Annotated in this window: 11 protein-coding genes and 1 riboswitch; of the genes, 4 read left to right on the forward strand and 7 right to left on the reverse strand. The window is 60.8% G+C overall.

Annotated elements, in window-relative coordinates; all coding sequences use genetic code 11:
• Positions 1–3: 3 nt before the first annotated feature.
• Positions 4–3,447 (reverse strand): methionine synthase, encoded by a 3,444-nt coding sequence (gene metH, locus KIT08_06490; GenBank protein UYN90791.1) that lies wholly within the window; start codon positions 3,445–3,447, stop codon positions 4–6.
• 201 nt (positions 3,448–3,648) lie between these two features.
• Positions 3,649–3,751, reverse strand: a riboswitch (SAM riboswitch).
• Positions 3,752–3,897: 146 nt separating this feature from the next.
• On the opposite strand from metH, the gene KIT08_06495 reads away from it, so the two are divergent.
• Positions 3,898–4,305, forward strand: a complete 408-nt coding sequence (locus tag KIT08_06495) for a DUF1761 domain-containing protein (protein UYN88748.1) — start codon at positions 3,898–3,900, stop codon at positions 4,303–4,305.
• Between the two features lie 245 nt (positions 4,306–4,550).
• Here KIT08_06495 and KIT08_06500 read toward each other — a convergent pair whose 3' ends face one another.
• Positions 4,551–5,507 (reverse strand): ribonuclease Z, encoded by a 957-nt coding sequence (locus KIT08_06500; GenBank protein ID UYN88749.1) that lies wholly within the window; start codon positions 5,505–5,507, stop codon positions 4,551–4,553.
• A 245-nt stretch (positions 5,508–5,752) separates the two neighbouring features.
• Between KIT08_06500 and KIT08_06505 the strand changes: the two genes are divergently transcribed.
• Positions 5,753–8,080: a DNA translocase FtsK gene (locus KIT08_06505; GenBank protein ID UYN88750.1), complete on the forward strand. Its 2,328-nt coding sequence runs from the start codon at positions 5,753–5,755 to the stop codon at positions 8,078–8,080.
• A gap of 16 nt (positions 8,081–8,096) precedes the next feature.
• Positions 8,097–8,558: a GNAT family N-acetyltransferase gene (locus KIT08_06510; GenBank protein ID UYN88751.1), complete on the forward strand. Its 462-nt coding sequence runs from the start codon at positions 8,097–8,099 to the stop codon at positions 8,556–8,558.
• A gap of 55 nt (positions 8,559–8,613) precedes the next feature.
• On the opposite strand, the gene KIT08_06515 is transcribed toward KIT08_06510, so the two are convergent.
• The 3 genes from KIT08_06515 to KIT08_06525 all read right to left on the reverse strand — a co-directional run bounded on the left by KIT08_06515 (position 8,614) and on the right by KIT08_06525 (position 11,946).
• Entirely contained in the window at positions 8,614–9,618 is a 1,005-nt protein-coding gene (locus tag KIT08_06515) for a trypsin-like peptidase domain-containing protein (GenBank protein ID UYN88752.1), read from the reverse strand.
• A 240-nt stretch (positions 9,619–9,858) separates the two neighbouring features.
• Complete coding sequence (locus tag KIT08_06520) at positions 9,859–11,028, reverse strand: trypsin-like peptidase domain-containing protein (protein ID UYN88753.1); 1,170 nt, start codon at positions 11,026–11,028, stop codon at positions 9,859–9,861.
• 15 nt (positions 11,029–11,043) lie between these two features.
• Positions 11,044–11,946 (reverse strand): J domain-containing protein, encoded by a 903-nt coding sequence (locus tag KIT08_06525; protein ID UYN88754.1) that lies wholly within the window; start codon positions 11,944–11,946, stop codon positions 11,044–11,046.
• Positions 11,947–12,041: 95 nt separating this feature from the next.
• Here KIT08_06525 and KIT08_06530 point away from each other — a divergent pair, with 95 nt between their 5' ends.
• A complete protein-coding gene (locus tag KIT08_06530; protein UYN88755.1) occupies positions 12,042–13,463 on the forward strand; it encodes a response regulator in 1,422 nt (473 codons plus the stop codon).
• Here KIT08_06530 and KIT08_06535 read toward each other — a convergent pair.
• The gene (locus tag KIT08_06535; GenBank protein ID UYN88756.1) at positions 13,460–13,888 is read right to left on the reverse strand and encodes a nucleoside 2-deoxyribosyltransferase; all 429 of its coding nucleotides are present in this window, start codon (positions 13,886–13,888) and stop codon (positions 13,460–13,462) included. The genes KIT08_06530 and KIT08_06535 overlap by 4 nt on opposite strands.
• On the reverse strand, positions 13,885–14,865 hold the full coding sequence (galE, locus tag KIT08_06540) for a UDP-glucose 4-epimerase GalE (protein UYN88757.1): 981 nt from the start codon (positions 14,863–14,865) through the stop codon (positions 13,885–13,887). The genes KIT08_06535 and galE overlap by 4 nt, the downstream gene beginning before the upstream one ends.
• Between the last annotated feature and the right edge of the window lie 2 nt (positions 14,866–14,867).

Raw genomic sequence — 14,867 nt, forward strand, 5'->3', positions numbered from 1 at the left:
CTACTATTCCCGTTCCCGCATCAGTTGCTCCACCCGGCTCTCGCCCACGCTGTAATACTTGGCCTCAGGGTGGTGCAGAATGATCGCCGCGGTGGACTGTTCCGGCATCAGCTGGAAGCCCTCCGTCAGGCTCATACCCAGCTCACGCCCGGCGGGCAGCAGTTCGAACACCTTGGTGTGGTCATCCACTTCCGGGATGGCCGGATAACCCCACGAATAGCGCTTGCCTTGCTTGGGCTCGAGCCCAAGTTCGCGCTTGATGTGCCGGTGCAAAAATTCTGCCGTGGCCTCGGCGGTTTGCACCGCCAGGCCGTGCATGAAATACGCCTCGGTGTAGTCTCCGGTGGCTTGCAGCTTCTCCAGCTCGTCGGTGGCCTGCTGGCCCACTGTCACCACTTGCAGGGCCACCACGTCCATGATGCCGCTCTCGACCTGAGCAAAATAGTCGGCCAGGCACAGCAGCTCACCGCTGGGCTGGCGCGGGAAGCTGAAACGGGTCAGTTCGGCAGGCTTGCCGGAGCCGATGCTGGCGGGGTCGTACACCAGCAGGTCTTCGCCCTGCGCCTGGGCCGGCCAGTAGCCGTAGACGCCTTGCGGCTTCAGCCAGCCGGTCTGCTTGGCGTGGCGCTCCATGCGCGCCAGGCGCTCGTCAAATTCCTTGGAGATCTGTTCCCACTCGGCGCCCTGTTTGTTCTTGGCGCCCCACGAGAGCCGGTACAGCTCGTTCTTGTACAAGCACTCGAACACCAGGTCCAGCGGCATATTGTTCACTACGTGCACGCCCCATTTGGGCGGCGTGGGAATCTTGGCCGCCGGGCCTACAGCCGAGCGGCCGGTCACCCGCGCCGTGGTGCGCGGCTTGCTCTCGCGCTCCAGTTCTTTGGCCGCCTTGCCGAACACTTCGTCGATCAGCGCCGTCCGCTTGGGTTCGTCGATCAGCTTGTCCATCGTCTCCAGGCCCTCAAAAGCGTCCTGGCAGTAGAACACGCCCGGCTGGTAGGGCGCGCCGCCTTCGGTATAAAGGATGCGCCAGCCGAAGCGGCGGTTGATCGCCGCTCCGCCCACCAGCACGGGGTACTTCAACCCGCGCCGTTGCAGCTCATTGACGATCAGCGGCATTTGCTTGCTGGTGCTCACCAGCAACGCGCTCAAGCCGATGGCCGTGGCGCCTACTTCCTGCGCCTTGCTGATGATCGTTTCGGCGGGCACTTGCTTGCCGAGGTCATACACTTCGTACCCGTTGTTGACCAGGATCGTCTTGGTGAGGTTCTTGCCGATGTCGTGCACGTCACCGTACACGGTCGCCAGCACCACCTTGCCCTTGCTGACGCCCTCCACCTTCTCCAGATAATTCTCCAGATGGTTGACCGATTTCTTCATCACTTCAGCGGATTGCAGCACGAACGGCAGGATCAGTTCGCCCGCGCCAAACTTGTCGCCGACTTCTTTCATCGCCGGCAGCAAGGTGTTGTTGAGCAAATTGACCGCGGTCTCGTGGTCGCTTTCATGCGCCTTGCGCCCGATCACTTCGTCAATGGCGTCTTCCACGCCTTCTTTGTGGCGGTGCAGGATGCTCCAGTGCAGCTTCTCCTCCGAGGTCATGCCCTCGGTGGGATCCTCGGCGCCTTCCTCTTCGCTGGGGGCGCGGTTCTCGTAGAACTCGATCACCTTCTGCAGCGCGTCGGGGCGCTTGTTGAAGATGAGGTCTTCCATCAGCACGCGCTCTTCTTCGGGGATCTCGGCGTACGGCTTGACCTTGCTGGCATGTACGATCGCCATGTCCAGCCCGGCCTGCACGCAGAAGTGCAGCATCATGCTGTTCAGCACCGGGCGAGCCGCTTTACTGAGGCCAAAGCTGACGTTGCTCACGCCCAGCGAGGTGAAGCAGCCCGGCAGCTTCTCTTTGATCTCGCGAATGGCGTTGATCGTCTCCACCGCGCTGTTGTTGAATTCCTCCTGGCCGGTGCTCAACGGGAAGGTGAGCACATCAAACACCAGGTCCTCGGGGCGGAAACCGAACTCATCCACCGCAATGTCATGGATGTGCTTGGCCACCTCAAACTTGCGCTCGGCCGTCTTGGCCATGCCGCTCTCGTCAATCGTCAGGATCAGTACCGCGGCGTTGTGCTCCTTGGCGAGGCGCAGCACCTGGTCCATCTTGGGGCGGCCGGCTTCCAAATGCGTGGAGTTCAGCAAGCAACGCCCCGGCGCGATCTTGAGGGCGGCTTCCATGACGTCCGGTTCGGTGGAGTCGATCACCAGCGGGGCTTCGATGCCCATCGCCAGCTTCTTGACCACTTTGCTCATCAGATACAGCTCGTCCGGCCGCTCGGTCAGCGCCACGCTGACGTCCAGCGTGTGTGCGCCGCCGGCGATCTGCTCGCGCGCCATTTCCAGAATGCCGTCAAAATCCTCGTTCATCAGCAGGCGCTTGAACTGGCGGCTGCCGGTGGCATTCAACCGTTCGCCGATCAGCAATGGCGGCGGCTCCTGGATCATGGTGGTGGCCTGGATCGAGGACGACAAACGCGCCTCGGTCTTGTCGGCGCGCGGGGGGGCAGGGTGCTGGTTCAGCTTTTCGATCAGCTGCTTAAGGTGCTCTGGCGTGGTGCCACAACAGCCGCCCACAACGCCCACATGATGCTTGTGCACGAACTCGAACATCGCTTCCGCATACGGAGCCGGTTCCAGCGGATAGACCGCCTCGCCGTCCACGTTGAGCGGCAGGCCCGCGTTGGGGATCGCCGAAACCGGCAGCTGCGTGTTCTCGCCCAGGAAGCTGATCGGCTGGCGCATGTGCTCCGGCCCGGTGGAGCAGTTCAGGCCGATCACATCGATCGGCATGCCTTCCAGGATCGTCAGCGCCGCGGCAATGTCGGTGCCCAGTAGCATGCGCCCGGTGACGTCCAGCGTCACCTGGCACTGCAGCGGCAGCACTTCGCCGGTGTCCTCGAAGGCTTTCTGGATGCCGTTGATCACGGCCTTAACCTCCAGAATGTCCTGCGAGGTCTCGATCAATAGCACGTCCACGCCGCCCTGGATCAGGCCCACCGCCTGTTCGCGGAACAGCTCGACCAGCTCGTCATAGGTGATGTCGGAGAGGGTCGGGTCGTCCGCGCTGGGCAGCTTGCCGCTGGGGCCCATTGAACCGGCCACAAAGCGCGGCTGCTCGGGCGTGCTGAATTCATCGCACAGCTTGCGCGCCAGTTGCGCCGCCGCCATGTTGATCTCGATCGTGCGCTCGCCCAGCCCGTATTCGCCCAGCGTCAAGCGGTTGCTGCGGAAGGTGTTGGTCTCCACCACATCCACGCCTACCTCCAGGTAGGAGCGGTGCACCGCTGCCGGCGCTTCGGGATAGGTGATGTTGAGATAGTCAGGGCAGCCGTTGTACTGCTCACCGCCGTAATGCTCGGCGGTCAGGTTCATCTTCTGCAGGCTGGTGCCCATGGCGCCGTCATAGACCAAAACGCGCTTGGCCAGCGCATCCAAAAAGCCACGGCGGGTGTAGGTGCGGTGTGTACTCAAGAAAGTAAGCCTCCTAGAGCCACTCAGCAGTGCAAAGTTTCCTGCGCACTGGCTGCTTGGCTCATTACTGGCGTTAAAGCAAAACGCCTCTCATGCAAGAGGCGACTGAAATTAGACTTCATCGCCTCATCTTCCAGAATTCGTCTGTCGGATTTGGCACCGTCCGTTTAATAGGGGGTTGCCGAGGCTTCGTAGGGCCGATTCCCTCCACCTCTCTGGATGAGTGCGCTGCTGCGCAGCGCGGGCGAACGAAAGCGTGTTCGCCTATTTAATTGCTGGCGAGTATATCGCCAGCAAGGGGCAGTGTCAAACCAGCCTCAGGCAACTAGTGGCTGAGAATGGTGTTCTATTGCGTAGAACGGAGACTAAAAAATGGACATTAATTATCTTGCAGTCGTTTTGGCCGCCCTGGCCGCTTTCTTCCTCGGCTTCATTTGGTACACCTTCATCTTCTCCAAGCCCTGGCAAGCCCTGATCGGCATGGGCTCCAAGGGCAAAGGCAAAGCCAGCACCCAGCAAACACCTGATCTCGGCCGCCTGCTCATCACTTCCTTCGTGCTGGAGCTCGTTATGGCTTTCACCCTCGCCAGCCTGCTTGGCCGCGGCGCCGGCATGGCGGCTGGCCTGCGTTATGGCTTGATGATCGGTCTCGGTTGGGTCGCCACCGCCCTTGCCGTCAACTACATGTACGAGGGTCGGCCGCTCAAGCTGTGGCTCATCAACGCTGGCTACAACGTGGTCGTCTTTGCCGTCATGGGTCTCATCATCGGCGCAATGTAAGTTTGCAGGTATGCAACAAAAGAGGCGGCCTACGGGCCGCCTCTTTGTGTTATCAACCGCAGTTTGCGCAGAAAACCGTCGCGCTGCGTAGCAGCGCGACATCCGCACCAGGACGCCGAACCCTCATCAGCGAAGGATCCATGTGGCTTATCTTCCAAGTAGAGCGGCTTTTTACAAGTCCGCGTTCCTCGTGCGGCTATTCACCGCAGTTTGCGGAGCAAACTGCCGCGCTGCGCAGCAGCGCATTACTCCGCTCGCTGCTTTCCCATCTTGACCACCTCGCCCCTGCGTATCTGGTACGTATCAAAGTCCCGCGCCACGGCCACATTGGGGAACACCGCCTGCGCCTCCGCCAGCACATCGCTCTCGCGGTAGCGGCGCGAGATATGCGTCAGCAGTAGCTTGCCCACGCCCGCGTCCCGCGCCAGCTCAGCCGCCTGGCGCGCCGTCAGGTGCGCAAACTCGCGCGCCATCTCGCGTTCCTCTTCCATATAGGTCGCTTCGATCACCAGCGCGTCCGCCGCGCGGCAGTGTTCCACAATATCGTCCGTGCGCCCGGTATCGCCAATGTGCACCAGCTTGGCGCCCTTCACCTCATCGCCCAACACCTCATCGGGCTGCACCACCCGGCCGTCCACCAGCGTCACCGCCTGGCCTTGCACTAGGTCGCGGCGTTGCGGGCCGTGCGGCACGCCCAACGCATCCGCCTTCTCGGGCAGGAACGGGCGCCGCTCCGGCTCCTGGAACACGAAGCCCAGACAGTCTGGCCCGCGGTGGCTCACCGCAAAGGCGCGGATGTGGAAGTCTTCCGTTTCAAAGATGATCCCCGGCTCCACAGCCCGCAGACTCACGTTCACCGGGTTCTGTTTGCCCTTGGGGATCACGCGTACGCCGTACAACAGCGCATCAATGCGTTCCAGCGTCCACTTGCCCGCCATGATCTCGACATCTTCCAGTGTTTCCCAACGCGTAAAGGTGGAGAACAAGCCCGCCAGGCCCAGAATATGGTCCAGGTGGCCGTGCGTGATCAGGATGTGGTTCAGCCGCTTGAAGCCCAGGCCTGATTTCAGGATCTGGCGCTGGGTGCCCTCGCCACAGTCCACCAGGAAGCGGTACTCTTCGTGCTTGATGATGTGCGCCGAAAGCCCGCGGTGCACCGAGGGCGCCGAGGCGGATGTGCCTAAAAAGGTGAATTCGAACAAAATTCCTCGCTTGAAGGGATTGTAACTTGACTGCCTAGTCTCCTTGACAACCCAGGTGCGTTCCCCTATAAGCGTGCATTCTGTGGCATAAGACTCGCTTGTGGGATGGGTTCCTCCGAATTGCAGATATCTTTTAAGTTGCACCCCCTACCCCCACCGCAAAAACGAACAACATCTTCCCGCTGGAGTTGTTGCGGTCGCAACGCTCGCGGCGCACTGCGCTATACTCAAAAAAAGAAAGCGAAATGGCTAAAAAGAAGCGCTCTACCAGGAAAAACTCGTCTCACGAGCCGCAGTTGCTGCCCACCCTCCAAAACTTCTGGGCCAGCATCTCGCCAGACCGCAAGCTGGATGCCCTCGGCATCCTGCTGGCCGCCGTCGGCGTTTTGACCTTGCTGCTGGTCTTCTCGGGCTCGCCGGGCAGCTTCGGCGCTGCCTGGCTACGCCTGCTGCGTGGCGGCCTGGGCTGGGGCCTCTATCTCTTCCCGGTGGCCCTGATTGTGCTCGGCGTTTGGCTGGTGCTGCGCCATTTTGAGCGCATTCCACCCCTGCGTTTGCGCCGCCTGGCCGGCATCGCCCTGCTGTTTGGCAATACGCTCCTGCTTCTGCACGCCTTCCTCTTCCCCGTCAATGCCGAAGCAGCCATGGAGCTGGCTGCCCAGGGTCTTGGCGGCGGCCGCATCGGCGCCGGGCTCTATAGCTGGCTGCTTGGCGGCCTTGGTCCCGCCGGCATGTGGGTCAGCGCATTGACCGGCCTGCTGATCGCCGTTCTACTCGCCTTCGACTTGCCCGCCAGCAGCCTGGTCGCCTGGTTGCCGCCCCTGTTGGCCGCGATTCGTAGCCGCCGCCCGGCCGGCGCCCCCCAAACCGAATGGCAGGCCTACACTCCTGCTGATCCCATCTATGCCGAGTCCGGCGTGAGCTACGCCAGTCCACCAGCCCCAGCCGTCGCTCCTTCCGCAGTGCCTCAAGTCACTCCGGAGCAACAGGCCGAGATCAATAAGCTCGCAGAGCAGATCACGGAAGAGATCGCTGAAGCGGCTATTCCAGCTGCGCAACCCGCTTGGGAGCTGCCCGCCCTGCCCGATATGCTCGACCCAGGTGATGTCGTCAGCTTCAGCGCCGATCAGGACCGCCAGCGCGCCGATCTTATCGAAGAGACTCTGCATTCCTTCGGCGCTCCAGCTCGCGTGGTCGAGATCAACCGCGGCCCCACCATCACCCAGTTCGGCGTAGAGCCGGAATTTGTCGAGACCCGCGGCGGCCGCACACGCGTCCGCGTCGGCAAGATCGCCGCCCTGGCCGATGATCTCGCCCTGGCGCTGGCCGCCTCGCGCATTCGTGTCCAGGCCCCCGTGCCCGGCAAAGGCTACGTGGGTATCGAAGTCCCCAATGAGCAGATCGGCCGCGTCGCTTTGCGCGATGTTGTCGAGAGTGAGGCTTTCACCCGCCTGCGTTCGCCATTGCGCTTCGCCCTGGGCCAGGATGTGGCCGGCAATGCCGTTTCGGCTGACCTGGCCGCCATGCCGCACTTGCTCATCGCCGGCGCCACCGGCTCCGGTAAATCCGTCTGTGTGAACGCGCTAATCTGCTGCCTGTTGCTCAACAACACGCCAGAAACCCTGCGCCTGATCATGATCGACCCCAAGCGCGTCGAGCTGACCGGCTACAACGGCATCCCGCACCTGCTCACTCCGGTCGTCGTCGAGATCGACCGCGTGGTGGGCATTCTCCAATGGGTCACCCATGAGATGGACAAGCGCTACCAACGCTTCGCCAAGGTGGGCGCCCGCCACATCATTGATTACAACCAGCGCGTCCAGCAGGATGGCGAGAAGCTACCCTATCTCGTCGTCATAATTGACGAACTGGCCGACCTGATGATGGTCGCACCCGACCAGACCGAGAAGCTGATCACCCGCATGGCCCAACTGGCGCGCGCCACCGGCATCCATCTGGTGCTGGCCACCCAACGCCCCTCGGTGGATGTGGTCACCGGCCTCATCAAGGCCAACTTCCCGGCCCGCATCGCCTTCGCCGTGGCCAGCACCACCGACAGCCGCGTCATCCTGGACCAGCCCGGCGCAGAGCGCCTGCTGGGCAAGGGTGACATGCTCTTCCAGCCGCCCGATGCACCCGCGGCGGTGCGCCTGCAAGGCGCCTTCCTTGCGGAGAGCGAGATCACGCGCATCACCACCCATTGGCGCAGCTTCGCCGGTAGCGCGCCCCAGGCGCATGCAGGCGCTGCCCGCACCACCACTGACCACGAGGGCGACGAAGCCCCCGCCAGCAGCCTGCCGCTCAAGCAAATCCCCATTTGGGAAGAGATCGAAGAGATCCAAAATCAAGGCGAGCAGGACAATATGTTTGACGAAGCGGTCGACCTGGTGCGCCGCCGCGGCCGCGCCTCCATCTCCATGCTCCAACGCCGCATGCGTATTGGCTACACGCGCTCGGCGCGCATCATTGAGCAGATGGAAGCGCGCGGCATCATTGGCCCGCAGAAGCCCGGCGCCCAGCACCGCGAGGTGCTGGACTACGGCGGGTCTGCCGCCCCGCCGGTGGGAGAGTAAAACAAAAAAGGCATCTATGGCAACCGTTAGTTTGCGCCCCATTACGTCTACCAATGTTCGCGAAATTCTTGACCTAAGAGTTTCTCCGGAACAGGAGAAATTTGTTGCGCCCAACGCCTATTCCCTCTCGGAAGCGTTGTTTGAGCCGAAAGCGTGGTATCGCGCCGTGTATGCTGATGAAACCCCGGTTGGCTTCATAATGATGGAGGAGGACCCCGGGCAGGGGAAGTATTACTTGTGGCGTTTTTTGATCGACGCTAAACATCAAGGCAAGGGGTACGGGTATCAGGCAATTCAATTGCTCATCGAACGGGTGAAGCAGCTTCCAAACGCAAGGGAGATGACCCTCAGTTACGTCCCGGATGAGCATAGCCCACAGCCGTTTTATCAGAAGCTGGGTTTTGTAGATACCGGAGAGACTGATGAAGACGAACTGATTATGCGGCTCACTTTTGAGCCTCAGTCGTCCTCATCATAAGAAGAACGGGGCGGTACATCCACTTGGCCTTTTAGCTCACATCTTGCAATTCTTCCTAAGGCGAGGACATCGGGCGAGAACCAAGCGTCAATTCGAGCTCTAGTTGTTGGTCGGCCCGCAGCACTATTAGCTTTACTACGTCCCCTGGGCTGCTGTGGCTCAACAGGTAAGCCGCCAGTTCGGTGGAAGAGTTGAGGTCTTTCCCATTGATCTGGGTGATCAAGTCGCCCTCGATCAGGCCGGCTTGATCAGCCGGGCCACCGCTCAGCACCTGGCGCACATAGGCCCCGCGCGTATGCTGCAGGCCGGCTTCTTCAGCGATCGCCAGGCTCAGGTCGGTCAGGCTGGTCATCCCTATAAAGGGATACTCATACAAGCCTTTCTCGATCAGCGATGGCACAATCCGTTGCACAACATTGGCAGAGATGGCAAAGCCCACGCCAGAGCTCAGCGCTTGATTGTCCTGGTTGTAGTAGAGAGTGCGGATGGCACGGTTGACGCCGATCACTTCGCCGTTCAGATTCAGCAGCGGCCCGCCGGAGTTGCCGGGGTTGATGGCTGCATCGGTCTGGATCAAGTCGCCTACGGCGAAGATGTTCTCCTCATTCAGCTGAGTGGAATTAAGCCCCGGCAAGGTGCGCGCCACATTGGATACCACCCCGGTGGACATACTGCCCTCCAGCCCGAACGGGTTGCCGATGGCGACAACCAATTGGCCCACCTTGACTTGCTCCGAGTCTCCAAACACCAGGGGCACCAGCTGCTCAGGTGGCACGTCCACCTTGATGACCGCCAAGTCCGAATCCACATCAATACCCAGCACCACGGCTGCGGCGCGCTCGCCGTTGTGGAAAACAACCTCGATCCCGCGTGCCCGGTCAACCACATGCTGGTTGGTCACAATATGCCCGGCCTTGTCGATCACAAAGCCCGCGCCGTGCCGCAGACCTATCGGCGAGTCTATATCCAACGACACTACGCCCTGGCTGGCGGTCTCATATAAAGAGACCAGCGCTTCTTGCTGGCTGGCCAGGTCGCTCGAAAGCACGATGCCTGGCATAACAGGTTGTGTAGTATCTGGGAATGTGTGTGGGGTGCCGGTGGAACTTGCCACGGAGTCGTTGCCCCAGTCCACCGTTATACTGCAGGCGAGGCCCGCACCCGCCAGTGCGGCAGCCAAACAAAGGATCCTTGTGGTCTGCTGGCGCCTCATTTTTAAGCCCTTGGCGAAACAGAGAGCACTTATAGCCTACACCCAAAAACGGCCCGTAAGGGCCGTTTTTGGGTCATTCTCATGTTCCTATGGCGTTGTTACCGGGCGTGCGCCCAGGGTCAGCTCGATTTGCATCGTCTGGCCTTCGCGAATGATGTCCAGCATCACCACATCACCCGGGCTGGTATTGCCGAACAGATACGAGATCAGTTGGTCAAAATTCTTGACCACGCGCCCGTTGATGGCGATGATCATGTCGCCTTCTTGCAAGCCCGCCTGGTCCGATGGACCGCCTTCTACTACACTCGCCACAAGGGCGCCGTTGTTGTTCTTGAGGCCCAGCTGTTGCGCAGCGGCCAAACTCAAGTTGGAGCTGCTGCTCAGGCCAAGATATGGATACTCATAGGTACCGAACTCGATCAAGCTAGGCACCACACGCTTGACGATGTTGGCCGAGATGGCAAAGCCGATCCCGGAGTTGAGCGCATCGCCTGTTTCGTTGAAGCTGAACGAGCGAATGGCGCGGTTCACACCCACCACTTCGCCAAACAGGTTCAGCAGCGGGCCGCCGGAGTTGCCGGGGTTAATGGCTGCATCGGTCTGGATGATGTCGCCGGCACTGAAGAACTGGTTAGAGTTGGGCGCAAGGTTCATGGACTCAAGGGTGCGACCCTTGCTTGAAACCACGCCCAGGCTCATGCTACCGCTCAGGCCGAACGGGTTGCCAATCGCAACTACATACTGGCCCACCTGCAACGCATCCGAGTCGCCCAGTTGCACGGGGAACAATTCCTCGGCTGGGGCATCAATGCTGAGCACAGCCAGATCCGAGTCACGATCCTCACCGATCACTTCGCCCACGGCCTGGAAGCCAGAGGGGAAGGTGACCTCAATATATTGGGCGCCTTCCACAACGTGAAAGTTGGTGACGATGTGGCCTTGCATGTCAAACACGAAGCCGGAGCCCTGGGCGCCGCCTTGCCCCGACACCGTCGCAATGGACACCACACCTGGGCTCACCGCGTCATACAGCGAGATCAGTGCCTCCTGCTGCGAAAGCATGTCGCTGGACACTTGCACTTCGGGATTGTTTTGCAGTTGCGGCAGTTGCAGGTTCTCCACCTGCTCCTGCACTTGGTTGCCAAAATCCTGCAATGCCTCACTGGCATCCGGCAACTGGATCGTGCCGCAGGCCATGGCTGCCAGCACCAGCACGCTGATGACTGCAATGAACGAACGATTACGCTGTGTCTTCATAGATCCTCTTGTGAGTTAGTTGTTCTGCGAAAGTTTCGTTAGAAGCTCTTTATCTTCAGGGTTGGTGATCTTAGGGACGCGTATGCGCGCCTGGGCGTACAAGTCGCCGCGCGTGCTGGGTTGTTTGAGCTTCGGCATCCCTTTGCCTTTGAGACGGAAGGATTGGCCGGGCTGCGTGCCGGCGGGCACAGTCAGCACGACTTCACCCTCCAGAGTGGGCACACGTACTTCGCCGCCAGCCGCGGCCGTTGCCAAATCCACCGGCACTTCGGTGCGTAGGTCGTCGCCCTCACGCGTAAAGCGCGGGTCGGCGCTCACGTCCACGATCAGGTACAGATCGCTGCCGTTGGCGGCGCCGGCCATGCGGATCTTGGTGCCGGTTTGGGCACCCGCCGGGATCTTGACCTCAAGGCGTTTGCCATTCAGGCTGAGCAGACGGCTTCCGCCGCGGAAAGCTTCTTCCAGACTGATGGTGATGTGTTGCTCGTAGGCCGGGGCAGTACGGGTGCGGGCGCCTTGGCGTGTAGCTGTCTGGCCAAAGCCGCCGCCAAAGATCTGCTCAAAAAAGTCAGAGAAGTTACCCATGCGCCCGCCGAACACATCGGCAGGGTCAGCATATTCTACGCGCCCGCTGCCATTGCTGCGGCTCCATTGGCCCCAGTCAAAACCGCTTGGCTGGCCGCCGCGCTCCCATTGCGTATAGGCGCTGCCCAGGCGGTCATAGTGGGCGCGTTTTTCCGGATCACTGAGCACCTGGTGGGCCTCATTGACCTCTTTGAACTTGTCTTCGGCGGTCTTATCGCCCGGGTTTCGGTCTGGGTGGTATTTGAGCGCCAGTTTACGATAGGCTTTTTTGATATCTTCCGCGCTGGCATCCCGGCCTACCCCAAGCACCTGATAGTAGTCTTTGTAATCCATAACAGCTCGGGTTCGCTTCTGTAATTCTATGACCCCGTTAAACAGAGTCAATAAGAGCATTGTTAGAAAGCCAGCCATGCTATTATTCCGTGCCTGTGGCTAAGCAAGTGTTGCTGGCTTTGCCAGACAAGACCGAATGCAAGCAGCTGGCTGAGGGAGTGCTGCAGCCAGCCGGCTACACTGTTACCCTGGTGCACAGTGGCGCCGAATTGCGCCGTCGGCTGGGCGCTGGCAAACTGGACCTGTTGTTCCTGGGGGATTTTGCAGACATTGATTCTTTCCAGTTAGCCCAGAACCTCAAGACCGATCAACCCACTTTGCCCATCATCTTCCTGGCAAATCAGGCCTCGCAAGAGCAGTTATTGCGCGGGGTCCAGCTGGGCTTTGTGGAGTATCTGACCCTGCCAGTTGAGCCTGAAGCGCTGTTGGAGGCAGCCAGCCGCGGCCTGGAGCACAAGCACCGCTGGGAGGGCTGGTTGCGCCGGGAGACCGGGCGCATCACCGGCCCCTTGGCGCGCCGCCTGGCCGAGCTTGAGAGCATCTTGCAGCAGGTCAATGATGGTGTCATTCTGGTTGACGGCGAGCACAAAGTGCTGATGGTCAACCGCGCCTTCCGCAAGGCATTTGCGCTGGGTAGCAAAGATCCGGCCGGCCGCCGCCTGCAGGATGTGCTGCCGAATAAGGAGCTGCAGGACTTGCTGCAGAAGCCAGCCACGGCTGAAGCCCGTGCTGAGATCAAGAACCCGTCTGGCCGCACCTACAACGCGCGTTTGTCGGTCATCCAGGATCTGGGCACGGTGATCAGCCTGCACGACATTACCAACTTGATCGAGCTGGACCATTTGCGTAAGGACTTTGTCAATACGGTTTCGCATGACCTACGCTCACCGCTCACTGCCATCCTGGGCTACGTGGAACTTATCGAGCGCGCCGGGCCGGTCAACCCCCAGCAGGCCGAATTCATCCGCCGTGTCAAGACCAGCGTGCATACAACCACTGAATTGATCGACGATCTGCTTGACCTTGGCCGGGTGGAAGTAGGCTTGATCGATGAGCTTGCCCCGGTAGATATGCGCGCGATTGTTGAGAAGACGATCGACGCGTTCCAGGCACAGATCGAAGATAAAAAGCTGTCTCTACGAATTGCCCCCGCAGATGATCTGCCAGCCGTGCTGGGCAGTCATACCCAACTGGGCCAGGTGGCGGCCAACCTGATCGGCAATGCTATCAAGTACACGCCGGCTGGCGGCGAAGTGCGCATCATGTTGCGCCATGAACAGAAGCAACTCATTTTGCATGTGGCCGATAGCGGTCCGGGTATCCCGCTCGACGAGCAGACCAAGATCTTTGACCGCTTCTACCGCGCCACCAATGCGCTACCCAGCATCCCCGGCACCGGTTTGGGTCTGGCGATCGTCAAGACCATCGTGGAAAATCACCGCGGCCGTATTTGGGTGGATTCGAAACTGGGCGAAGGCAGCATTTTTACCGTCGTGCTGCCGCTGGCAAAAAGTTAACTTAGATTTGCAAGGAAGTTGCGTACGACCTCGATGGCTTCGCGCTCGTTGGCGTATTCGGCCACCTGCAGACCCGGCATCGTGTTGCCCGTGATCATCTTGGAGACGCGTACCCCCTTGCGAAAAATACACAACACTGGCCTTTGGTGCTCCAGGGCATAGCCGATCTCGTAGCCAACGCCGTGGGAGGGTGTGCTGACCTCGGCGATCAGCGTATCGCTCTCATCGATCCAGCCAGTATCACGGCTGTAGACCGCCACCGGGTCCATGTCCGGCTCCAGACCGGTATGGCCTGTGCCCACGATGCCGGCATTGCCGGCGGTGGGCACCTCGTGCCCATCGTCCAGCATGGCCTGCACGATGTGACGGTAGGCGGTCTCATCCTGTCGGCCGCCCATGATGGAACAAGCGAAGTAGATCTTCATGCGGGGTTGTAGCCGCGCGGGTGGCTTTGGTGCCAGGCCCAGGCGCTGCTCATGATGTTCTCCAGGCTGGAGTGTACAGTCTGCCAGCCCAGCTCGCGCTGGATCAGCGCCGGCGAGGCCACCAGGCGGGCGGCGTCGCCCGGGCGGCGCGGGCTGTGCACGGCCGGGATCGGGTGCCCGGTGGCTTTGCGGGCCGCCTCAATGACTTCGAGCACCGAATAGCCGCGCCCACTGCCCAGGTTGTAGATCAGGCGGTCGCGCTCTGCCAGCGCATCCAGGGCCAACATGTGGGCGGATGCCAGATCAGCGAGGTGAATGTAATCACGGATGCACGTGCCGTCCGGCGTGTCGTAATCATCGCCATAGACCGCGATGCTCTCGCGCTGGCCCTGGGCCACCTGCAGCACCAGAGGGATGAGATGGCTCTCGGGTTGATGGCCCTCGCCGCGGTCAGGGGCTGCGCCTGAGGCGTTGAAATAGCGCAGTGCCGCAAAGCGCAGGCCATGCGCTCTGCGATACCAGTCCAGGGCTTGCTCTACCATCAGCTTGGTTTCGCCGTAGGTGTTCTCAGGGCCAAGTGGCGACTCTTCGCTGAGCGGCTCATCACTGCTGCGGTACACCGCAGCAGTGGATGAGAACACAAAGCGCTGCACTCCTGCTTGCTGCGCGGCTTCGATCAGCTTGAATGAGTTGGTTACATTGTTCTCGAAATACTTGCCGGGGTCCTTCATGCTTTCGCCAGCTTCGATAAAACCGGCAAAATGCAGCACGGCCTCGAACTTGCTGTCATTGAGTGCCCTGCGCAGCGCGGCTTCGTCAGCCAAGTCGGCTTGCACAAATGCTGCGCCAGCTGGCACCGCCTGGCGGTGACCTGTGACCAGCGAGTCGTACACGGTGACCTGATGCCCGGCAGACAGTAGCTCGGCTGCAACTACTGAGCCAATGTAGCCCGCACCGCCGCTTATGAAAATATTCATCG

The sequence above is a fragment of the Anaerolineales bacterium genome, assembly GCA_025808555.1.
GTDB lineage: Bacteria > Chloroflexota > Anaerolineae > Anaerolineales > UBA11579 > JAMCZK01.